Consider the following 20,723-nt stretch of genomic DNA (forward strand, 5'->3'; position numbering starts at 1 on the left):
GATGAATACCGAAGGACTCACAGAAGTTGCAGTAAAAGAAGCTCAGCCGGTGGTGGAACAAATCACCGAAACCCCGCCGGAACTGGAGCCTGCGCCACCCGCGCCGGTTGCCGAGGCCGCAGCGGCGGCACCGGTGATCGCGATTCCCGGCCTGGATGACAGCAGCCTGTACATCCACCGCGAGCTCTCGCAACTGCAATTCAACATCCGCGTGCTGGAACAGGCGCTGGACGAGTCCTATCCGTTGCTGGAGCGGTTGAAGTTCCTGCTGATCTTCTCCAGCAACCTTGACGAATTCTTCGAGATTCGCGTCGCCGGCCTGAAGAAACAGATCACCTTCGCCCGCGAACAGGCCGGTGCCGACGGCCTGCAGCCGCATCAGGCGCTGGCGCGGATCAGCGAGCTGGTACACGGTCACGTTGACCGCCAGTACGCGATCCTCAACGACATCCTGTTGCCGGAGCTGGAAAAGCACCAGGTGCGCTTCATTCGTCGCCGCAACTGGACGACCAAACTCAAGACCTGGGTGCGCCGTTATTTCCGCGATGAGATCGCACCGATCATCACCCCGATCGGCCTCGACCCGACGCACCCGTTTCCGTTGCTGGTGAACAAGAGCCTGAACTTCATCGTCGAGCTGGAGGGTATCGACGCCTTCGGCCGCGATTCCGGTCTGGCGATCATCCCCGCACCGCGCCTGCTGCCACGGATCATCAAGGTTCCGGAAGAAGTCGGCGGCCCGGGCGACAACTATGTGTTCCTGTCGTCGATGATTCACGCCCACGCCGATGACCTGTTCCAGGGCATGAAGGTGAAGGGCTGCTACCAGTTCCGCCTGACCCGAAACGCTGACCTGGCGCTCGACTCCGAAGACGTCGAAGACCTTGCGCGCGCCCTGCGTGGCGAGCTGTTCTCGCGGCGCTACGGTGATGCAGTGCGTCTGGAAGTTGCCGACACCTGCCCGAAGCATCTGTCGGACTACCTGCTCAAGCAGTTCAACCTGAGCGAGACCGAGCTGTATCAGGTCAACGGTCCGGTCAACCTGACGCGTCTGTTCAGCATCACCGGTCTGGACAGCCACCCGGAGCTGCAATACACGCCGTTTACCCCACAGATCCCGAAACTGCTGCAGAACAGCGAGAACATATTCAGCGTCGTCAGCAAGCAGGACATCCTGCTGCTGCACCCGTTCGAGTCGTTCACGCCAGTGGTCGACCTGCTGCGTCAGGCGGCGAAAGACCCGCATGTATTGGCCGTGCGCCAGACGCTGTACCGCTCTGGTGCCAACTCGGAAATCGTCGACGCGCTGGTGGACGCCGCACGTAACGGCAAGGAAGTGACGGCGGTCATCGAGTTGCGCGCACGTTTCGACGAAGAGTCCAACCTGCAACTGGCCAGCCGTCTGCAAGCGGCCGGTGCGGTGGTGATCTACGGCGTGGTTGGCTTCAAGACCCACGCCAAGATGATGTTGATCCTGCGTCGCGAGGCCGGCGAGATCGTGCGGTATGCGCACCTCGGTACCGGTAACTACCACGCCGGCAACGCCCGTCTGTACACCGACTACAGCCTGCTGACTTCCGACGACGCTTTGTGCGAAGACGTCGGCAAACTGTTCAGCCAGTTGATCGGCATGGGCAAGACGCTGCGCATGAAGAAGCTGCTGCATGCGCCGTTCACCCTGAAGAAGGGCATGCTCGACATGATTGCCCGCGAGACCCAGTTCGCCCTCGACGGCAAACCGGCGCACATCATCGCCAAGTTCAACTCGCTGACCGATCCGAAAATCATCCGCGCGCTGTACAAGGCCAGCCAGTCGGGCGTGCGCATCGATCTGGTGGTGCGTGGCATGTGCTGCCTGCGTCCTGGGATTGCCGGGGTTTCGCACAACATCCATGTGCGCTCGATCATTGGTCGCTTCCTCGAGCACACCCGGGTGTTCTACTTCCTCAACGGTGGCGAGGAGCAGATGTTCCTTTCCAGTGCCGACTGGATGGAGCGCAACCTCGACAAACGCGTCGAGACTTGCTTCCCGGTCGAAGGCAAAAAGCTGCTGACCCGCGTGAAGAAAGAGCTGGAGTTGTACCTGACCGACAACACCCACAGCTGGAGCCTGCAGTCGGATGGCCGTTACATCCGCAACACGCCTACCGGCAACCAGAACCCGCGTAGTGCGCAGGCGACGTTGCTGGAGCGGTTGGGTAGCCCGATTTTGCCGGTGAGCAGCTGAGGTCTTAAAAGTCAAAAGCCCCTCACCCTAACCCTCTCCCATTGGGAGAGGGCTGGGATGGATTCAAGAAACACCAAAGGCTTGTAGCCGAACGCTCAAGCCCAATAAAAAAGGCGATCCCTGCGGATCGCCTTTTTTGTGCCTGAGATTTAACTCAGTGAACCGTGAGGACAATCCCCACCCGCGTCAGCCATTCTGCCTCGAGGCCAAAGTCAGCCTGGGTCAGCTGATTCTCATCCAGCCAGTTCTCCGGGAATTCCACGTCAAGGTTGTTGCCTTTGGCATGCAACACCACCTGCGGCATCGCCTGGGTGCCACGGATGTGGTGGAACAGGATCGCAAAGCGCAGCAGCACGCACAGGCGGATCAGCTTGTCGCCGTCGTCACCGAACTCGGCGAACTTGTCCTTGGGAATGTTGCGGCGGTGGCCACGCACCAAGAGCGCGAGCATCTGCTGGTCTTCACGGGAGAACCCGGCGAGATCCGAGTGCTCGATCAGATAGGCGCCGTGCTTGTGGTAGTGATAGTGCGCGATATCGAGGCCGACTTCGTGGACTTTCGCCGCCCAGCCCAGCAGTTCGCGCCAGATACCGTCGTCCAGCTCCCAGTCGGCCGCGACCTGATCGAACGCGTGCAGCGCCTTGCGCTCGACCCGTGCAGCTTGTTCCAGGTCGACGTGATAACGCTCCATCAGCGAAGTCAGGGTGCGTTCACGCACGTCTTCGTGATGATGGCGACCGAGCAGGTCGTAGAGCACGCCTTCACGCAGCGCGCCTTCGCAGTGATCCATGCGTTGCAGTTCGAGGGCGTCGAAGATCGCTTCGAGAATTGCCAGGCCTGCGGGGAAAATCGCCCGACGATCTGGCTTGATGCCTTCGAAATCGATCTTGTCGACATCGCCAAGCTTGAACAGGCGACGCTTGAGCCACGCCAGGCCTTCGGCGTTGACTTCGCCGGTGCCATGGCCACCGGCCTTCAGCGCCAGGCCGATGGCGCGGATGGTGCCCGAGGAGCCGATGGCTTCATCCCAGGTCAGGCGGTGCAGGGCGTGTTCGATGCTCATGATCTCCAGTCGCGCTGCGGTGTAAGCCTGGGCGTAGCGCGCCGGGGTGATCTTGCCGTCCTTGAAGTAACGCTGGGTGAAGCTGACGCAGCCCATTTGCAGGCTTTCGCGCAGCAGCGGTTCAAAACGCTGCCCGATGATGAATTCGGTACTGCCGCCGCCGATGTCAGCCACCAAACGCTTGCCCGGGGTGTCGGCCAGGGTGTGCGAGACACCCAGATAGATCAGGCGCGCCTCTTCACGGCCGGAGATGACCTCCACCGGGTGACCGAGGATTTCTTCGGCGCGGTGGATGAACTCCAGACGGTTGCGCGCTTCACGCAGGGCGTTGGTGCCAACGATGCGCACGGCGCCCAGTGGCATGCCGTTGATCAGTTGGGCAAAGCGCTTGAGGCAATCGAGCCCGCGCTGCATGGATTCTTCGTTGAGATGGCGCTCATCGTCGATGCCGGCGGCGAGCTGAACCTTCTCTCCGAGGCGCTCCAGAATACGGATTTCACCGTTCTGGGCCTTGGCCACGACCATGTGAAAGCTGTTGGAGCCCAGGTCGATTGCGGCGATCAGGGACAGATTCTTGGCTTTGGATTGCGGCATGGTCTGGGGGTCTCGGTCGATAACCCCGACATCGTGCCACGATCAAACGCTGGCGCCAACGCGCATGGTTCAAACCCTTGATCCTGCGCATAAAAGCTGGAGACCGCGGCGCGGCCATTCGCGAGCAAGCCCGCTCCCACAGGTGACCGCATTCCCATGTGGGAGCGGGCTTGCTCGCGAAGAGGCCTCTACAGTCTCTGCAAACTCATCAGGCTGTCGCTTCGACGGTGCCAATGAAATTCGCCAGCTCCGGCGTCTGCGGATGGGCAAACAACACCTTCGGATCCCCCACCTCATGCACCTTGCCATGGTGCATGAACACCAGTTTGTCGCCGACCTCCCGGGCGAAGCGCATTTCGTGGGTGACCATGATCAGCGTCATGCCTTCCCGGGCCAGTTGGCGCACCACGGCCAGCACTTCATTGACCAGCTCCGGGTCCAGCGCCGAGGTGATCTCGTCGCACAGCAGCACTTTCGGCGACATCGCCAAGGCTCGGGCAATCGCTACACGCTGCTGCTGACCGCCGGAAAGGCGATCCGGAAATGCATCGAATTTTTCCCCCAGGCCCACGCGCTCGAGCATCTTGCGCGCCAGTTCGGCAGCCTTGGCCTTAGGGACTTTCTGTACCACTTGCGGGGCGAGCATCACGTTTTCGCCCACGGTCAGGTGCGGGAACAAGTTGAACTGCTGGAACACCATGCCGACTTTCTGCCGCAGGCTGCGCAGGTCGGCGCGGGCGGCATCGAGGTATTCGCCGTCGACTTCGATCACTCCGTCGTTGATCGATTCCAGACCGTTGAGGGTGCGCAGCAGGGTCGATTTGCCCGAGCCGCTGCGGCCGATGATGGCCACCACCTGGCCTTCCTCGACACTCAGGTCGATGCCTTTGAGCACGTGGTGATCGCCGTAGTATTTATGCAGGGCGGAAATTCTAAGCAGAGGCATGCAGTCTCCTTTCCAGGTAGCGCGCACTGAGCGACAAGGGGTAGCAGAGCAGGAAGTAGCCGAGAGCGACGAGGCCATAGACCATGAACGGTTCGAATGTGGCATTGGCGAGCATGCCGCCGGTCTTGGTCAGCTCGGTGAAGCCGATGATTGAGGTCACCGCTGTGCCTTTGACCACTTGCACCGAGAAACCCACGGTCGGCGCCACGGCGATGCGCAGCGCCTGCGGCAGAATCACGTAGCGCAATTGCTCCAGAGGGTTCAGCGCCAGGCTTGAAGAGGCTTCCCATTGGCCATGGGGAATTGCTTCGACGCAACCGCGCCAGATCTCCGCCAGATAGGCGCTGGTAAACAGCGTCAGGGCAATCGCCGCGGCCATCCACGGCGAGATTTCGATCCCGGCCAGCGCCACGCCGAAGAACACCAGAAACAGCTGCATCAGCAGCGGCGTGCCCTGGAACAGTTCGATCCAGGTGCGGGCGATGCTGCTCGGCAAGGGATTCTTCGAGATGCGCATGATCAGAATCAGCAACCCGACGATCCCGCCGCCGATGAAGGCCACCAGCGACAGTGCCAGCGTCCACTGCAGACCGGTGAGCAGGTTGCGCAGGATGTCCCAGAAGGTGAAGTCGCTCATCGGCTGCTCCTCGCGATATAGCGGCGGCCGACCCAGTTCAGCAATTGGCGGATCAGCAGCGCCATGCACAGATAGATCAGGGTGGTCAGCGCATAGGTTTCAAAGGCGCGGAAGTTGCGCGACTGAATAAAGTTGGCGGCGAAGCTCAACTCCTCGGTGGCGATCTGCGAGCACACCGCCGAACCGAGCATGACGATGATGATCTGGCTGCTCATGGCCGGCCAGACCTTGCCCAGTGCCGGCAGCAGGACCACGTGGCGGAACGCTTCGAAACGGCTCATCGCCAGTGCGGCAGCGGCCTCCAATTGCCCACGCGGGATCGCCTGAATGCCGGCGCGAATGATCTCGGTCGAATACGCACCGAGGTTGATCACCATCGCCAGCACTGCCGCCTGCCACTCGGAAATCTGCACCCCGAGCGAGGGCAGGCCGAAGAAGATGAAGAACAACTGCACCAGAAATGGCGTGTTGCGGATCAACTCGACGTAGACGCCGAAAATCGCCGAGAACGGGCGGATGTTCCACGCCCGCACCAGCGCGCCGACAATCCCCACGCCAACGCCGAGCAGCGCACCGATGGCCGTCAGCTCAAGGGTAAACAGCGCCCCACGCAGCAGCAGGTCGGTGTTTTCCAGCACCGGCAAGAAATCGAACTGATAAGCCATGAAAATCTCCCGCGCAGTCGATCAGAGATCGGCCGGCAGCGGCTCTTTCAGCCAGGTCTGCGAGTTCTTTTCCAGCGCGCCGTCAGCCTTGGCGGTGGTCAGGATGTCATTGACCTTGGCCAGCAGCGCCGGCTCGTTTTTGTTCACGCCGACGTAGACGGGAGAGTCCTTGAGCTTCACTTTCAGCGCCGGCACGCGTTTCGGGTTTTTCTCGCTGATCGCGACCATCACCACGTTGCCGCTGGCGATCAGGTCGACCTGGCCTGCGAGGTAGGCGGCGATGGTCGAGTTGTTGTCTTCGAAGCGCTTGATGGTCACGCCTTCCGGGGCGACCTTGGTCAGCTCGATGTCTTCGATGGCGCCACGGGTGACGCTGATGGTTTTGCCCTTGAGGTCGTCGAGCGTGGAGATTGCGGCATCAGGCGGGCCAAACACCGCGAGGTAGAACGGCGCGTAGGCGTGGGAGAAGTCGATGACTTTCTCGCGCTCGGGGTTCTTGCCCAGGCTTGAGATCACCAGGTCGACCTTGCCGGTGGTGAGGAACGGGATGCGGTTGGTGCTGTTGACCGGGGTCAGTTCGAGTTTGACCTTCAACTGGTCGGCCAGCAGTTTTGCCGTGTCGATGTCCAGGCCGCGAGGCTTCATGTCCGGGCCGACCGAGCCGAACGGCGGGAAGTCCTGGGGCACGGCAACTTTCAGCGTGCCGCGTTTGACCACGTCGTCCAGACCGTCGGCGTGGGCGGGCACCTGGCTCAGCATCAGGCTGGCAAACAGGGCGGCGAGGAGGGCACTGTAACGCTTGGTCATGGACAATCTCCGGATCGGCGGGAAGTGATTTCTGCGATCGGACAGAGCACGGGCCATGCCAACAGCCCGGTCTGTTCCCGGCAGGCCGCGGTTTCCTTGGGTTTGTTCGGTCTTACTGGTCTGAACAGTCAGGGTGTTTTTCGCACCCCGATAGCGCATCGCGCCAAGGCGCCGAACCCCGCTGGGGCACGACTTGCCGGATCCGGCGAATAGCTTTACAACTAGCCGCACCTTGGCCTGGCTCGTCTGAACAACCATGAACTCGATCTCTCGCGCCGTACCTGAAGTGGCGCTGCAAGCGATTCGCAAACTGATCACTGAACAGGGTTTCGGCCCGGGCGAGGCGTTGCCCTCGCAACGGGATCTGGCGGTGCAACTGGGGGTCAGTCGGGCGTCATTGCGTGAGGCGCTGTCGTCGCTCAGCGCACTGGGCGTGGTCAGCATCCAGCCGGGCAAAGGCGTGTTCGTGCAGGCGCCGGTGGAGCTGGCGCGCAGTGATAGCGCTCCGGGCTGGCCGTTTGCGGCGCAGGCCTCGCCGCTCGATATTTTTCAGCTGCGCTATGCCCTGGAAGGGTTTGCGGCAGGGCTGGCGGCGGTGACCTTGAGCACGTTCGATCTGGATGCGTTGGAGGACAACGTCGCGGCGATGCGTGAGCAGTTGAAGGCGGGTGACTTCGAGGCGGCAGCCAGGCTCGACTTCGAATTCCACCAGCGCATTCTGCTGGCCAGCGGCAATCAGGCGATGCTGAGCATCCTTACCGCCAGTGTCGAGATTTTTCTGGAAAGCCAGAAGCTACCGTTCATCCGCGCCGAACGGGCGATGGAAACCTGGCAGGAGCACCGCAAGATTCTCCGCGCACTGGCCCGCCGGTCGTCCGCCGCTGCCCAGAAAGCCATGCAGGAGCACGTGCGCAACGCAGCACTGCGCACCGGCATCGCCTTTATCGCCCCCGCCAGCGCGTGAGTTGAGCTATACCCAGACTCATGGGGCGCCATAGCAAGACTCAATCATCTGCGGCTTCCTGAACAAGGGAAGGGCGGATATGATGGGCCACGTTTTTTTGCTTACAACCTGGAGAATTCCATGAGCAGCGATCTTATCAAACACGTTAGCGACGCCAGCTTCGAAGCCGACGTACTCAAGGCCGAAGGCGCTGTACTGGTCGACTACTGGGCTGAATGGTGCGGCCCTTGCAAAATGATCGCTCCGGTTCTGGACGAGATTGCCGAGACCTACAAAGGCAAGCTGACCGTTGCCAAACTGAACATCGACGAAAACCAGGAAACTCCGGCCAAGCACGGCGTGCGTGGTATCCCGACGTTGATGCTGTTCAAGAACGGCAACGTTGAAGCGACCAAAGTCGGCGCCCTGTCCAAGTCGCAACTGGCCGCTTTCCTCGACGCCAACATCTAAGCGTCGCCGTAAAGTGCCCTGAAAAAGCCCCGCAAATTGCGGGGCTTTTTGCGTATTCAGGGCTAGACGCTCCGAAACTCAGGTGGTACATTCGGCCCCGCACTGGTTTCTCCACTGCCCCCTGCTAGCCGTCGCCGACGCACTCCTTTTCGAACAAGTTCGCGATCCTGTCGCCTTCTCCGCGGCGCGGCCTCATTAAGCCAAAAGCTTAATTTCCCCCCCTCCATAAATGATTACGTCATTCCTATATGAATCTGACTGAACTCAAGCAAAAGCCGATTACCGAACTGCTCGAATTGGCCGAACAGATGGGCATAGAAAATATGGCCCGTTCGCGCAAGCAGGACGTGATTTTCTCCCTGCTGAAAAAGCACGCGAAAAGCGGCGAGGAAATCTCCGGTGATGGCGTGCTGGAGATTCTCCAGGACGGCTTCGGCTTCCTGCGCTCCGCTGACGCTTCCTACCTGGCCGGCCCGGACGATATCTACGTCTCGCCGAGCCAGATCCGTCGTTTCAACTTGCGCACCGGTGACACCATCGTTGGCAAGATCCGCCCTCCAAAGGAAGGCGAGCGTTACTTCGCCCTGCTCAAGGTCGACACGATCAACTTCGATCGTCCCGAGAACGCGAAAAACAAGATTCTCTTCGAGAACCTGACCCCGCTGTTCCCGACCGTGCGCATGAAGATGGAAGCCGGTAACGGTTCCACTGAAGACTTGACCGGTCGTGTGATCGACCTGTGCGCCCCGATCGGCAAAGGCCAGCGTGGTCTGATCGTTGCACCGCCCAAAGCCGGTAAAACGATCATGCTGCAGAACATCGCCGCGAACATCGCCCGTAACAACCCTGAAGTGCACCTGATTGTGCTGCTGATCGACGAGCGTCCGGAAGAAGTTACCGAAATGCAGCGCACCGTGCGCGGCGAAGTGGTTGCCTCGACCTTCGACGAGCCGCCGACCCGTCACGTGCAGGTTGCCGAAATGGTGATCGAGAAGGCCAAGCGCCTGGTCGAACACAAGAAGGACGTGGTGATCCTGCTCGACTCCATCACCCGTCTGGCCCGTGCCTACAACACCGTGATCCCGAGCTCCGGCAAGGTCCTGACCGGTGGTGTCGATGCTCACGCCCTGGAGAAACCGAAGCGTTTCTTCGGCGCTGCGCGCAACATCGAAGAAGGCGGCTCGCTGACCATTATCGCCACCGCACTGGTTGAAACCGGTTCGAAGATGGACGAAGTGATCTACGAAGAGTTCAAGGGTACCGGCAACATGGAACTGCCTCTGGATCGCAAGATCGCCGAGAAGCGCGTGTTCCCGGCCATCAACATCAACCGTTCCGGCACCCGCCGCGAAGAGTTGCTGACCGCCGACGACGAACTGCAGCGCATGTGGATTCTGCGCAAGCTGCTGCACCCGATGGACGAAGTTGCCGCCATCGAGTTCCTGGTCGACAAGCTGAAAACGACCAAGACCAACGACGAGTTCTTCCTGTCGATGAAGCGTAAGTAACATCGCAGGCAGTGCCCGAAAATGGCATCCCGCACGGGGTGCCATTTTTTTTGCCTGAATTATGGGAGGTTCGTGATCTGTTAAGGTCTGTGACTGGGCAAAATAACCAGCAGCATTTGTGAGCCTTTTCGAGTCATAGGCTCAAGCTGTACAAAAAACAACCATCTGATTGGCATTAAAGATTTATGAGCACACTCGCTTATCGAAGGGATATCGACGGCCTGCGCGCAGTCGCAGTGATCGCCGTGGTGCTGTTCCACTTTGGCGTCCCGGGGTTTACCGGCGGATTTGTCGGCGTGGACGTGTTCTTCGTGATTTCCGGCTACCTCATCACTTCGATCATCTGGAACCAGCGTCAGGCGGGTCGTTTCAGCTTCGTCGAGTTCTGGGCGCGGCGTGCGCGGCGAATTCTGCCGGCGCTGTTCGCGATGATCATCGCGGTGCTGGCGGTAGGCTGGTTCCTGCTCGCACCCAAGGATTACGAGGAACTGGGGCGCTCGGTGCGTTATCAGGTGACGTTCGTCTCGAACCTTCTGTTCATGCGCCAGGACGGCTACTTCGATGTCGCCTCTGACCTGAAACCGCTGCTGCACACCTGGTCGCTGGCGGTGGAAGAACAGTTCTACATTGTCTTCCCGCTGTTGCTGACGCTGCTCTCGAGTCGGCTGAAACACTGGCGGCTGGCGCTGTTCGGCGTACTGCTGGTGTCGTTCGGGTTGAGTGTGTGGGCGATCAATCATCACCCGGAAAAAGCCTTCTTCCTGCTGCCAATGCGGGCCTGGGAGTTGCTGGCCGGGGCGATGCTGGCGATTGCGCCGAAACACGCCTGGCGCTTGAAGCCGCTGGCTGCACAAGCGTTGAGCATCCTGGGCATGGGGCTGATCCTGCTGGCTGTGTTCGTCTATGACAAGTCGACGCCGTTCCCGGGGGCCACGGCCTTGTTGCCGGTGCTGGGCGTAGTGCTGCTGATTCTGGCCAACGGTCATCGCGAGACCCTGGTGGGTCAATTATTGAGCAGCCGAGTGATGGTCGGCCTCGGCCTGATTTCCTATTCCTGGTATCTGTGGCACTGGCCGGTGTTCGTGTTTTCCAGCTACGCCAGTGTCGATGAGCCGGGTGCGCTCGACACCGCCGGCTTGATCCTGCTGACGCTGGTGCTCGGTTATCTGTCGTGGAAATTCGTCGAAACCCCGTTCCGCGAGCGGCGTTTGCTCGCTGGGCGTCGCCAGGTGCTGCTGGCCGGTTTCTGCGGCATTCTGGTGCTCGGTCTGGCCGGGCAAGCCTTGCGCTGGACCGATGGCCTGCCATGGCGCCTTTCCGAGCAGGCACTGCAATACGCCAAGGGCCGCGAGTGGCGGCCGGAGTTGATGGCGTGCCTGGCGGACGACCAGACCCCGGACGACAAGCTGTTCTGCCATTACGGCGTGACGGATCTGCCGACTCGCGCGCTGGTCTGGGGCGACAGTCACGCCACCGCGCTGATCCCGGTGTTCGATGACGGTGCCAAGGCCCACGGCGTCAGCGTGATCCTGGCCAGTTCCCCGGGATGCATTCCGGTCGATGGGCTGGAGCATGACGGTGTGTGTGCGCGGTTCAATAAGCGGGTCGAGCAGGGGCTGAAGGCGCAGTCGGTCAGCGATGTGGTGCTGGTCGCGCGGTGGAGCCTGTATCTGTACGGCGATGCCAAAGGCGATCTGGGTCATGTGCTGAGAACGACCGACGGCCGCTATGATCGCGCCGACGCCGAACGGCGGCTGGCCGAAGGTCTGCGGGCACGGGTGGCGCAATTACGCGCCGCCGGGCATCGCGTATGGCTGGTGAAAGAGGCGCCGCTGCAAGCCTTCAGCCCGCCGTATCGCCTGACGCGTCTGGCGATGCTCGATCGTCCGGTCGATGAAGTCGGGCTGGACGTCGAGGCGCACCACAAGCGCCAGGTATTCATCAGTCAGCTGTTCGCCCAGCTCGCGCAGGATGATCCGGCGGTGCGGGTGGTCGATCCGGCGCCGCGCCTGTGTGATGACAAGGGCCTGTGCCACGCCGAACTGGGCGGTTATTCGCTGTACACCGATGACAATCACCTGTCTGAAGTCGGTGCACGCTTTGTGGCACCGATCCTCGAGCCGCTGTTTATCGGCCTGCAAGCCCGGGAAAACCTTGGCAAAGCGCAGACGAATGCAGCCAAGTAAGCAGCGACAGGCTGCCACAGGCCGGCATAGCAGGTAGGATGTACGCCTATTTTGAGGGTGCCATCGTCAATGAAATTCAAGGATCTTCGGGATTTCGTGCAGCAGCTTGAGCAGCGCGGAGAGTTGAAACGCATCCAGATTCCCGTCTCGCCGGTGCTGGAGATGACCGAGGTGTGCGACCGCACACTGCGGGCCAAGGGCCCGGCGCTGTTGTTCGAAAAGCCGACCGGCTACGACATTCCGGTGCTCGGCAACCTGTTCGGCACCCCCGAGCGGGTCGCCATGGGTATGGGCGCCGAGTCGGTCAGCGAGCTGCGCGAAATCGGCAAGCTGCTGGCCTTCCTCAAGGAGCCGGAGCCGCCGAAGGGCTTGAAGGATGCGTGGTCGAAACTGCCGATCTTCCGCAAGATCATCTCGATGGCACCCAAAGTCGTCAAAGATGCGGTGTGCCAGGAAGTGGTCATCGAAGGCGACGACGTCGACCTGGCGATGCTGCCTGTGCAGACCTGCTGGCCCGGCGACGTCGGCCCGCTGATCACCTGGGGCCTGACCGTCACCAAAGGTCCGAACAAGGATCGCCAGAACCTCGGCATCTACCGTCAGCAAGTGATCGGCCGTAACAAGGTGATCATGCGCTGGCTCAGCCACCGTGGCGGTGCGCTGGACTATCGCGAGTGGTGCGAGAAGCATCCGGGCCAGCCGTTCCCGGTGTCTGTCGCGTTGGGCGCTGACCCGGCGACCATCCTTGGCGCCGTGACGCCAGTGCCGGACAGCCTCTCCGAGTACGCCTTCGCCGGCCTGCTGCGCGGTAACCGCACCGAACTGGTCAAATGCCGCGGCAACGACCTGCAAGTGCCGGCCACTGCCGAGATCATCCTCGAAGGCGTGATCCATCCGGGCGAGATGGCCGACGAAGGCCCGTACGGCGACCACACCGGTTACTACAACGAAGTCGACAGCTTCCCGGTGTTCACTGTCGAGCGCATCACCCACCGGATCAAACCGATCTACCACAGCACCTACACCGGCCGTCCGCCGGATGAGCCGGCGATCCTCGGCGTGGCGCTGAACGAAGTGTTCGTGCCGATCCTGCAGAAGCAATTCCCGGAAATCACCGACTTCTACCTGCCGCCCGAAGGCTGCTCGTACCGCATGGCCATCGTGACGATGAAGAAGTCGTATCCGGGGCATGCCAAGCGCGTGATGCTCGGTGTCTGGTCGTTTTTGCGACAGTTCATGTACACCAAGTTCGTTATCGTCACCGACGACGATATCAACGCCCGCGACTGGAACGACGTGATCTGGGCCATTACCACGCGCATGGACCCCAAGCGCGACACGGTGATGATCGACAACACGCCAATCGACTACCTCGACTTTGCCTCGCCGGTCTCCGGCCTGGGGTCGAAAATGGGCCTGGATGCCACACACAAGTGGCCAGGCGAAACCACTCGCGAATGGGGTCGCGTGATCGTCAAGGACGACGCCGTTACCCAGCGGATCGATGCCATCTGGAATCAGTTAGGAATAGATTGATGCGTGTAACCCTGCAGCCCTCCGGAGCGGTGCTTGAGATACGGCCCGGCGAGCGGATTCTCGATGGTGCGCGGCGCCTGGGCTACGAATGCCCGCAAAGCTGTCGCAACGGCAATTGTCACGTGTGTGCCGCGCTGCTGGTGGAAGGTCGGGTCGAGCAGGCCGGCAAGGTGCACGACCACGGCGAGTTCTACACTTGCATAGCCGAGCCGCTGGAAGACTGCATCCTGCTGTGGGATGGCGTGCTCGCGCTGGGAGAACTGCCGGTGCGCAGCCTGTCGTGTCAGGTCATCGAATGCCGGGACGTCGGCGGCGACACCTGGCGCGTGCGCCTGCGGGCGCCGGCCGGCAAGCCGCCGCGCTATCACGCCGGGCAGTACCTGATGATCGAGCGCGAGAGCGGCGAGAAGTCGGCGTTCTCCATGGCCTCGGCGCCGCATGGCGGACGTGATCTGGAAATCCACGTACTGGCGCGTGAGCCCAGTGCGCTAAGCCTGATCGAGCAACTGCAACGCAACCCGCTGGTGCGCGTCGAACTGCCGTTCGGCGACACGCACCTCGCCGAATTGCCCGACGGGCCGCTGGTGCTGATTGCCGCCGGCACCGGCATGGGCCAGATCCACAGCCTGATCGAACACTGCCGCGCCAACGGCTTCAAACACCCGGTGCATTTGTATTGGGGGGTGCGTCGTCCGGAAGATTTCTACGAAATCGAACACTGGGATGAATGGCTGAAGCTGCCTAACCTGTTCCTGCACAAAGTGGTCAGCGACCAGTGCGGTTGGGAAGGACGCTGCGGGATGTTGCATCAGGCGGTATGTGAGGACTTCGCGGATCTGAAGTCCCTGCACGTCTACGCCAGCGGCTCGCCGGCGATGGTCTACGGTACGCTGGATGCGCTAGTGGAAGCCGGCATGGATGCGCACCAGATGCGCGCCGACGTGTTTGCCTATGCGCCGCGCTCTTGAGCCGCGCGAATTCAGCCATGTGAATTGAGCCGAGCCTGAGTCCCCGCCCCTAGAAACGCACCCCGGTTGTCACCATCGCCGCATTGGCGCCGAGAAACACCAGCTCGGCGGCCAATGGGCCATAGTGAGTGCCGACGGACGGAATGATCACCGGCGCAACGCCGTAGCGATTCAACGGGATCTTGTCTTTGTAATCACCGCGATAGCCCTGCAACAGCCCACCGGTAACTTTCAGATACAGCGGATATTCGCTGCTGTCATAGCGTTTGCCGAGATAGGCATAGTTCGAGCGCTGGCGGAACGAATTGCGGAAAGTTGCCCCGCCAAATACCCAGCCGGAAGCCTGATTGCGTTCGATGCCGATCAAGTCCTGATGATTATTGTGCTCGGGGTCGGGCGAATAATGGCGGGTATAGACACTGGTCTGTGCGTACCAGAACCCCTTGTCCTTCTGTGAGTCATCCTCGGCCAAAACCTGGCCGGTCTGGATCAATAACAGTGCGGCCAAAAGCCTTGGTTTTTTCATGATGCAGCCTCGGTTAAACGGATGGCTTGCGCCAGAGGAAGGCCGTTATACGTAGGCGTTCAGCGACGGGAAAGACAGAAAGTCCGACATTTTAGTAGGAAGATTCCTGCATTTTCTTGAACCGATCCTGAACAAGCGAAGGCTTATGCATATTTCATTCGGGTATTTAAGATATTTTGGCAAGGGTATTAGGCTATATAAAAGCCGTTGGCCGAAGCTGATAATCGCGCTTTAGCGCTATTGAGCAGGTCATACATCCTTTAGCACTTTTCGTTTTACAGTTACTGCTATATGTTCTATCAAGCGAATTGTGCTTACATCTTGTAATACTTGCGGGGCCGAACACTTCCGTCATGACAGCCATTGAATCTGCTTTTGTGAATCTGGCTTACCCTCCGCGGCTCGATCTGGGGCCGCAGCTGACCCACGAACAACTTCTCGTCTCGATGCAATCGACCATGGCGCGCCACAAGGGCGGCCCGGTGTGGCTGTTCGCCTACGGTTCGCTGATCTGGCGTCCGGAGTGTTCGGCTGTGGAGCGGGTGCGCGGACGCGTCCACGGCTACCACCGCGGCCTGTACCTGTGGTCGCATGAACATCGCGGGACGCCGGAGATGCCCGGGCTGGTGTTCGGTCTGGATCGCGGCGGTTCATGCAGCGGCTTCGCCTATCGGCTGCCGGAAGAGAACCTGGACGGCGCGTTGTACGCACTGTGGAAACGCGAGATGCCGTTCCCGTCCTATCGCCCACACTGGCTCAACTGCCGGCTTGAAGATGGCAGTCAGGTACAGGCGTTGGGATTTGTTCTGGAGCGGCACCTGCCCAGCTATGCCGGCAACTTGCCGGATCATGTGCTGAGCCAGGTGTTCGAAAGCGCTTGCGGGCGCTACGGCACGACTCGCGATTATGTCGAGCAGACCGTCCACGCCCTGCGCAGCCACGCCATGCCAGACCGGAATCTGGAGGCGCGGCTCAAGCGCTGCAAGTCAAAGGTCGATCAGGCGAGCGACTCTCGGCCCTGACTGGCGACTTTCTTGTGCCACAAAGTGGGGGCCAGGCAAACCATCGCCATGATGCAGCCGCCCACCAGCAGCACGAAGCCGCCGTCCCAGCCGAAGTGGTCCACGGTGTAGCCCATTGCTGCACTGGCCGCGACCGACCCACCCAGATAACCAAACAGACCGGTGAAGCCTGCTGCAGTGCCGGCGGCTTTCTTCGGTGCCAGTTCCAGCGCCTGCAAACCGGTCAACATCACCGGGCCATAGATCAGGAAACCAATGGAGAACAGCGCGATCATGTCGATGGTCGGGTTGCCCGGCGGGTTGAGCCAGTAGACCAGCGTCGCCACGGTGACCAGCGCCATGAATACCATGCCGGTCAGGCCACGATTGCCACGGAAGATCTTGTCTGACATCCAGCCACAGAGCAGCGTGCCTGGAATACCGGCCCACTCGTAGAAGAAGTACGCCCACGAGGTGGTGTCCACGGTGAAGTGCTTGGCTTCCTTCAGATACGTCGGGGCCCAGTCCAGTACGCCGTAGCGCAGCAGGTAGACGAAGACGTTGGCCATGGCCACGTACCAGAGCATTTTGTTGCGCAGCACGTACTTGACGAAGATTTCCTTGGTGCTGAATTCGTCTTCGTGGCTGGCATCGTAGCCTTCGGGGTAATCGTTCTTGTACTGCTCGATCGGCGGCAGGCCAACCGACTGCGGGGTGTCGCGCATGGTCATGAACGCGAACGCCGCCACGCCCAGGGCCACTGCAGCCGGCACGTAGAATGCCGCATGCCAGTCATTGAACAGGCCCATGCCGAGCAGGAACAACGGACCGATCAGGCCGCCCCCCACGTTGTGCGCCACGTTCCACACCGACACTACGCCGCCGCGCTCTTTCTGCGACCACCAGTGCACCATGGTCCGACCGCTCGGCGGCCAGCCCATGCCCTGAGCCCAGCCGTTGATGAACAACAGAATGAACATCATGGTCACGCTGGACGTCGCCCACGGTGCAAAACCGAAGACGAACATCACGCCTGCCGAGATCAGCAAGCCGAACGGCAAGAAGAAGCGCGGGTTGGAACGATCGGACACCAGGCCCATCAAGAACTTCGACAGGCCGTAAGCGATCGCGATGGCCGACATTGCCACGCCCAGTTGACCCCGGGTGTAGCCCTCGTCGATCAGGTACGGCATGGCCAGCGAGAAGTTTTTGCGCAGCAGGTAGTAACCCGCATAACCAAAGAAAATACCGGCGAAGATCTGCCAGCGCAGGCGTCGGTAGGTACTGTCTATTTTTTCGTCAGGCAATGGAGCCTGATGTGCGGCAGGACGAAAGAAAGCAAACATTCAAGAGCTCCAGATTTCTTGTTTTGACTGCGGATGCGAATGTTACAGTTTCGTTACCGAAAATAGCACCGGTTCGCATCAGCAAAACAGTGGAAAATGTTGGAAGTCGCATGTTCCTTTACGAACCTGTCGCTCAGCTGTAAGAACAGGGCGTTTTCACCACCTGTGAACATGAGGGGGCTTAGACTCGCGGTCAGTTCAGCCTATTGATCAGCAGAGATAAGAAATGCCAGTGAAGGTTCGCATGTTGGTGCCGAGATTCTTGGTGGCGGCGGGACTCGCCGTTGTGATGCTGGCCTTGATTTTCACCGACCATCCTGCCCATTCCGGTCTGCGCAACACGACCGTGCTGATCATTCGCCATGCGGAAAAGCCCGATGTGGGCTCGGTGCTCAATGCCCGAGGCGAACAGCGTGCGGCCGCCTACGTCGACTATTTCAGTTTGCTGAAACTCGACGGCCAGACGCTCACCCCCCAGCGTTTGATTGCTGCCGGCGACACCCCGGAGAGCGCTCGCTCGCGCCTGACTCTGACCCCGTTGGCCCAGCGGCTTGGCCTGCCGATTGAGCAGCCCTACGTCAATGGCGATCTGCATCAACTGGTCAAACTGTTGCGCAAGAGCAATCAGGCGCCAACGGTGCTGATCGCCTGGCACCATGGGCACATCAACAAACTGCTCAAAGCCTTTGGCGGTGATGCCAGCGCATTGATGGGGCAGGAAAAATGGCCGGATGATGTCTTCGACTGGTTGATTGTCCTGCGCTTCGATGACAAAGGCCGGCTCATTCCGTCTCGCAGCCTGAAGGTGCAAGAGCATCTGTTGCCGGGCGATATTGCAGGATCAAACAGCGGCTAAACGTCTGTCAGAAAACTTACCTGACGCCACTTACTCAGCGGTTTCGTCAGGTTTCCGCTCGGGATCAGGAAATGTCCTGCGCCCAACAGCGACGTTGCGCCATTCAGTTTAAAGGCCGCGCTCCGTAACCTTTGTGCTGTTGCCGGATAAGGCATCTCACTAGGGACGGGGCACGATCATGCGGTGGTTTTTTGCTGGGCTTCTGTTGACGATCTTCAGCTTGGCGCTGGCGGCAGAAGGGCTGCTCATCCCTGAACACAATCCCAGGCCGATTTACCCCAGAGCGTTGTACAGGGCCGGGATCGATGGCGAGGTCAGGGTCAGCTTCATCGTTAAGGCGGATGGTTCGGTCAGCGCGATCAGCATCGTGCACAGTGACCATCCCGATCTGGCGGGGGCGGTCAAGGAGGCGGTTACGCAGTGGCGATTCAAGCCTTGGTCGGTCGATGAAGGTCGGCCTGCGGAGCAGCCAGTGCTGGCGCCAATGCTCTTTCGACTTGATCTGCATCAGCCGATCCACATCAACCAGTGGCTGAAGACCGTGAAGTGTCGCGTCATCAATGACGGCCTCACGCACACGCCCGAGTACGCGTGGGTCGATGCACAGGTATTCGATTACACCCGTGCGTACGTGTCGAACGTGATCCACACGAGTCAACTGGCCGATGAGCAGCGTCTGGCGATCATCGCAAAGATGAACCGGCGCGTACCCTTGATCGTCAGAGGTTGCCGGGAAAACCCTATGCGCAGATACATGAGTTTTCTGCCGGCGGAGGTTCGTGAGTTGCTATGAACGGCAGCAACGCCACGCCGCTATAGGTGACGCAGGGTTGCTGCCTTTCGGGCTCAAGCCGGACTTCGGGGAAAAGTCCGGCCTGAACAACAAGTCAGCGTACCTGCACCACCACCTTGCCCACCGCTTTGCGCTGGCCCAGGTCATTGATCGCCTGCGCCGCATTGCTCAGCGGATACACCTGCGACACCAAAGGGTGGAGCTTGCCTTCGGCAAACCAGCCGAACAGTTGCTGGAAGTTCGCCGCGTTGTCCTGTGGCTGGCGCTGGGCGAAAGAGCCCCAGAACACGCCGAGTACCGCTGCGCCCTTGAGCAGGGCGAGGTTGACCGGGAGTTCGGGGATGCGCCCGCTGGCAAAACCTACCACCAGCAGGCGGCCGTTCCAGGCGATGGCGCGGATGGCCTGGTCAAACAGGTCGCCACCCACCGGGTCGTAGATCACGTCGGCGCCCTGGCCGTCGGTGAGGCGTTTGATTTCGTCCTTGAGGCTGGTTTCGCTGTAGTTGATCAGTTCGTCGGCGCCGGCAGCCTTGGCCACCGCGAGTTTTTCTGCGCTGCTGGCGGCGGCAATGACGCGGGCGCCCATGGCTTTGCCGATTTCCACCGCTGCCAGGCCGACACCGCCGGAGGCGCCGAGCACCAGCAGGGTTTCGCCCGGTTGCAGGTTGGCCCGTTGTTTAAGGGCGTGCATCGAGGTGCCGTAGGTCATGCTGAACGCAGCGGCGGTATTGAAGTCCATCGACGGCGGGATCGGCAGGACGTTATAGCCCGGCACCGCGACCTGTTCGGCAAAGCTGCCCCAACCGGTCAGGGCCATGACCCGGTCGCCGACCTTCAAATGGCCGACCTTTTCGCCCACGGCGCTGACCACGCCGGACGCCTCGCCACCGGGGGAAAACGGGAAGGGCGGCTTGAACTGGTATTTGCCCTCGATGATCAGCGTGTCCGGAAAGTTGACCCCGGCGGCGTGCACGTCCAGCAGGATCTCGTTCTTCTTCGCGACAGGACTGGCGACGTCTTCCAGCACCAGCGATTCGGCAGGGCCGAAGGCTTTGCACAGCACGGCTTTCATCAGGGCTATTCCTTTGGGAGTGATGGCCGATAAGTGTAGGTGTGTCAGTCAACGGGTCAACGAGCATGCCCGGCCCTGATAGTCAGCCATAAGCTTGTGCTTGTGCGGCGGGTCGTTATGCTAGGCCGCAAACCGGATAAGGAGCGAATTGTGAAAGCGTGGATCATGTTGTTGCTGGCCCTGTCTCTGCCTGTGGCAGCGCTGGCCGAAGAAGCCAAAGAAGGCGAGGCGCCGAAGGTCAACTACATCACTCTTAGCCCGCCGTTCGTGGGCAACTACGGGCTGGACGGCACGCCCAAGCTCAAGGTTTACAAGGCCGACGTGGCGCTGCGTGTGACCGGTGACGAGGCGACCAAGCTGGTCAAGGCCAACGAGCCGCTGATCCGCAATCAGCTGGTGGCGCTGTTCACCCAGCAGACTGCCGAGGCGATGAGCAGCATCGAAGGCAAGGAAAAGCTGCGTCAGGAAGCCCTGAAGCAGACTCAGCAAGTCATGAATGACGAAACCGGCAAGCCGGTGGTTGAGGATCTGTTGTTCAACAACCTGATCATTCAGTAAGCCCTTTGTTGTCCGGGCTG

19 protein-coding genes are annotated in these 20,723 nt (G+C 60.6%); 11 read left to right on the forward strand and 8 right to left on the reverse strand.

From position 1 onward, the window contains the following. Nucleotide 1: 1 nt before the first annotated feature. Nucleotides 2-2,227, forward strand: coding sequence for a polyphosphate kinase 1 (gene ppk1 / locus U862_RS0127140; protein WP_025113280.1), 2,226 nt, complete (start codon nt 2-4; stop codon nt 2,225-2,227). A 154-nt stretch (nt 2,228-2,381) separates the two neighbouring features. On the opposite strand, the gene ppx is transcribed toward ppk1, so the two are convergent. From ppx to U862_RS0127165, 5 genes are all read right to left on the reverse strand, one after another. Continuing rightward, nucleotides 2,382-3,884 carry an exopolyphosphatase gene (ppx, locus tag U862_RS0127145; protein WP_025113281.1) on the reverse strand — a complete coding sequence of 501 codons (1,503 nt, stop codon included), beginning with the start codon at nt 3,882-3,884 and terminating at the stop codon, nt 2,382-2,384. Nucleotides 3,885-4,092: 208 nt separating this feature from the next. After that, complete coding sequence (locus U862_RS0127150) at nt 4,093-4,830, reverse strand: amino acid ABC transporter ATP-binding protein (RefSeq protein WP_025113282.1); 738 nt, start codon at nt 4,828-4,830, stop codon at nt 4,093-4,095. Continuing rightward, complete coding sequence (locus U862_RS0127155) at nt 4,817-5,467, reverse strand: amino acid ABC transporter permease (protein WP_025113283.1); 651 nt, start codon at nt 5,465-5,467, stop codon at nt 4,817-4,819. The genes U862_RS0127150 and U862_RS0127155 overlap by 14 nt, the downstream gene beginning before the upstream one ends. Then, a complete protein-coding gene (locus tag U862_RS0127160) occupies nt 5,464-6,132 on the reverse strand; it encodes an amino acid ABC transporter permease (RefSeq protein ID WP_025113284.1) in 669 nt (222 codons plus the stop codon). The genes U862_RS0127155 and U862_RS0127160 overlap by 4 nt, the downstream gene beginning before the upstream one ends. Nucleotides 6,133-6,153: 21 nt before the next feature. Next, on the reverse strand, nt 6,154-6,939 hold the full coding sequence (locus tag U862_RS0127165; RefSeq protein ID WP_025113285.1) for a transporter substrate-binding domain-containing protein: 786 nt from the start codon (nt 6,937-6,939) through the stop codon (nt 6,154-6,156). A gap of 256 nt (nt 6,940-7,195) precedes the next feature. Between U862_RS0127165 and U862_RS0127170 the strand changes: the two genes are divergently transcribed. The 6 genes from U862_RS0127170 to U862_RS0127195 all read left to right on the forward strand — a co-directional run bounded on the left by U862_RS0127170 (nt 7,196) and on the right by U862_RS0127195 (nt 14,551). Then, nucleotides 7,196-7,903: a FadR/GntR family transcriptional regulator gene (locus U862_RS0127170; RefSeq protein ID WP_025113286.1), complete on the forward strand. Its 708-nt coding sequence runs from the start codon at nt 7,196-7,198 to the stop codon at nt 7,901-7,903. A 120-nt stretch (nt 7,904-8,023) separates the two neighbouring features. Next, nucleotides 8,024-8,353 (forward strand): thioredoxin TrxA, encoded by a 330-nt coding sequence (gene trxA, locus U862_RS0127175; RefSeq protein ID WP_003206727.1) that lies wholly within the window; start codon nt 8,024-8,026, stop codon nt 8,351-8,353. A 248-nt stretch (nt 8,354-8,601) separates the two neighbouring features. Then, on the forward strand, nt 8,602-9,861 hold the full coding sequence (rho, locus tag U862_RS0127180; protein WP_003229334.1) for a transcription termination factor Rho: 1,260 nt from the start codon (nt 8,602-8,604) through the stop codon (nt 9,859-9,861). A gap of 185 nt (nt 9,862-10,046) precedes the next feature. Next, complete coding sequence (locus tag U862_RS0127185; RefSeq protein WP_025113287.1) at nt 10,047-12,047, forward strand: acyltransferase family protein; 2,001 nt, start codon at nt 10,047-10,049, stop codon at nt 12,045-12,047. Between the two features lie 69 nt (nt 12,048-12,116). After that, nucleotides 12,117-13,583 carry a 4-hydroxy-3-polyprenylbenzoate decarboxylase gene (ubiD, locus tag U862_RS0127190; protein WP_008048693.1) on the forward strand — a complete coding sequence of 489 codons (1,467 nt, stop codon included), beginning with the start codon at nt 12,117-12,119 and terminating at the stop codon, nt 13,581-13,583. Further along, nucleotides 13,583-14,551, forward strand: coding sequence for a CDP-6-deoxy-delta-3,4-glucoseen reductase (locus tag U862_RS0127195; protein ID WP_025113288.1), 969 nt, complete (start codon nt 13,583-13,585; stop codon nt 14,549-14,551). Before ubiD ends, U862_RS0127195 begins: the two co-directional genes overlap by 1 nt. A gap of 49 nt (nt 14,552-14,600) precedes the next feature. Here U862_RS0127195 and U862_RS0127200 read toward each other — a convergent pair whose 3' ends face one another. Then, a complete protein-coding gene (locus U862_RS0127200) occupies nt 14,601-15,077 on the reverse strand; it encodes a hypothetical protein (protein ID WP_025113289.1) in 477 nt (158 codons plus the stop codon). Between the two features lie 353 nt (nt 15,078-15,430). Here U862_RS0127200 and U862_RS0127205 point away from each other — a divergent pair, with 353 nt between their 5' ends. Next, the gene (locus U862_RS0127205; RefSeq protein ID WP_025113290.1) at nt 15,431-16,099 is read left to right on the forward strand and encodes a gamma-glutamylcyclotransferase; all 669 of its coding nucleotides are present in this window, start codon (nt 15,431-15,433) and stop codon (nt 16,097-16,099) included. On the opposite strand, the gene glpT is transcribed toward U862_RS0127205, so the two are convergent. Further along, nucleotides 16,075-17,424, reverse strand: a complete 1,350-nt coding sequence (gene glpT / locus U862_RS0127210; protein ID WP_025113291.1) for a glycerol-3-phosphate transporter — start codon at nt 17,422-17,424, stop codon at nt 16,075-16,077. The genes U862_RS0127205 and glpT overlap by 25 nt on opposite strands. A 226-nt stretch (nt 17,425-17,650) precedes the next feature. On the opposite strand from glpT, the gene U862_RS0127215 reads away from it, so the two are divergent. Together U862_RS0127215 and U862_RS0127220 are read left to right on the forward strand one after the other, a co-directional pair. Then, the gene (locus tag U862_RS0127215) at nt 17,651-18,280 is read left to right on the forward strand and encodes a flagellar basal body-associated protein FliL (protein ID WP_025113292.1); all 630 of its coding nucleotides are present in this window, start codon (nt 17,651-17,653) and stop codon (nt 18,278-18,280) included. Between the two features lie 178 nt (nt 18,281-18,458). Beyond that, nucleotides 18,459-19,073, forward strand: coding sequence for an energy transducer TonB (locus U862_RS0127220; RefSeq protein WP_025113293.1), 615 nt, complete (start codon nt 18,459-18,461; stop codon nt 19,071-19,073). A 94-nt stretch (nt 19,074-19,167) separates the two neighbouring features. On the opposite strand, the gene U862_RS0127225 is transcribed toward U862_RS0127220, so the two are convergent. Then, nucleotides 19,168-20,145: an NADPH:quinone oxidoreductase family protein gene (locus tag U862_RS0127225; RefSeq protein ID WP_025113294.1), complete on the reverse strand. Its 978-nt coding sequence runs from the start codon at nt 20,143-20,145 to the stop codon at nt 19,168-19,170. A gap of 150 nt (nt 20,146-20,295) precedes the next feature. Between U862_RS0127225 and U862_RS0127230 the strand changes: the two genes are divergently transcribed. Next, nucleotides 20,296-20,703 (forward strand): flagellar basal body-associated protein FliL, encoded by a 408-nt coding sequence (locus tag U862_RS0127230; RefSeq protein WP_025113295.1) that lies wholly within the window; start codon nt 20,296-20,298, stop codon nt 20,701-20,703. Nucleotides 20,704-20,723 lie beyond the last annotated feature (20 nt).

Origin of the sequence: Pseudomonas sp. H1h (genome assembly GCF_000633255.1) — a bacterium.
In the GTDB taxonomy this organism is placed as follows: Bacteria; Pseudomonadota; Gammaproteobacteria; order Pseudomonadales; family Pseudomonadaceae; genus Aquipseudomonas.

Excerpts from the sequence above, each read along its gene's own strand:
- ppk1 (WP_025113280.1), top strand. The coding sequence starts at position 2 with ATGAATACCGAAGGACTCACAGAAGTTGCAGTAAAAGAAGCTCAGCCG.
- ppx (WP_025113281.1), bottom strand. The coding sequence starts at position 3,884 with ATGCCGCAATCCAAAGCCAAGAATCTGTCCCTGATCGCCGCAATCGAC.
- U862_RS0127150 (WP_025113282.1), bottom strand. The coding sequence starts at position 4,830 with ATGCCTCTGCTTAGAATTTCCGCCCTGCATAAATACTACGGCGATCAC.
- U862_RS0127155 (WP_025113283.1), bottom strand. The coding sequence starts at position 5,467 with ATGAGCGACTTCACCTTCTGGGACATCCTGCGCAACCTGCTCACCGGT.
- U862_RS0127160 (WP_025113284.1), bottom strand. The coding sequence starts at position 6,132 with ATGGCTTATCAGTTCGATTTCTTGCCGGTGCTGGAAAACACCGACCTG.
- U862_RS0127165 (WP_025113285.1), bottom strand. The coding sequence starts at position 6,939 with ATGACCAAGCGTTACAGTGCCCTCCTCGCCGCCCTGTTTGCCAGCCTG.
- U862_RS0127170 (WP_025113286.1), top strand. The coding sequence starts at position 7,196 with ATGAACTCGATCTCTCGCGCCGTACCTGAAGTGGCGCTGCAAGCGATT.
- trxA (WP_003206727.1), top strand. The coding sequence starts at position 8,024 with ATGAGCAGCGATCTTATCAAACACGTTAGCGACGCCAGCTTCGAAGCC.
- rho (WP_003229334.1), top strand. The coding sequence starts at position 8,602 with ATGAATCTGACTGAACTCAAGCAAAAGCCGATTACCGAACTGCTCGAA.
- U862_RS0127185 (WP_025113287.1), top strand. The coding sequence starts at position 10,047 with ATGAGCACACTCGCTTATCGAAGGGATATCGACGGCCTGCGCGCAGTC.
- ubiD (WP_008048693.1), top strand. The coding sequence starts at position 12,117 with ATGAAATTCAAGGATCTTCGGGATTTCGTGCAGCAGCTTGAGCAGCGC.
- U862_RS0127195 (WP_025113288.1), top strand. The coding sequence starts at position 13,583 with ATGCGTGTAACCCTGCAGCCCTCCGGAGCGGTGCTTGAGATACGGCCC.
- U862_RS0127200 (WP_025113289.1), bottom strand. The coding sequence starts at position 15,077 with ATGAAAAAACCAAGGCTTTTGGCCGCACTGTTATTGATCCAGACCGGC.
- U862_RS0127205 (WP_025113290.1), top strand. The coding sequence starts at position 15,431 with ATGACAGCCATTGAATCTGCTTTTGTGAATCTGGCTTACCCTCCGCGG.
- glpT (WP_025113291.1), bottom strand. The coding sequence starts at position 17,424 with ATGTTTGCTTTCTTTCGTCCTGCCGCACATCAGGCTCCATTGCCTGAC.
- U862_RS0127215 (WP_025113292.1), top strand. The coding sequence starts at position 17,651 with ATGCCAGTGAAGGTTCGCATGTTGGTGCCGAGATTCTTGGTGGCGGCG.
- U862_RS0127220 (WP_025113293.1), top strand. The coding sequence starts at position 18,459 with ATGCGGTGGTTTTTTGCTGGGCTTCTGTTGACGATCTTCAGCTTGGCG.
- U862_RS0127225 (WP_025113294.1), bottom strand. The coding sequence starts at position 20,145 with ATGAAAGCCGTGCTGTGCAAAGCCTTCGGCCCTGCCGAATCGCTGGTG.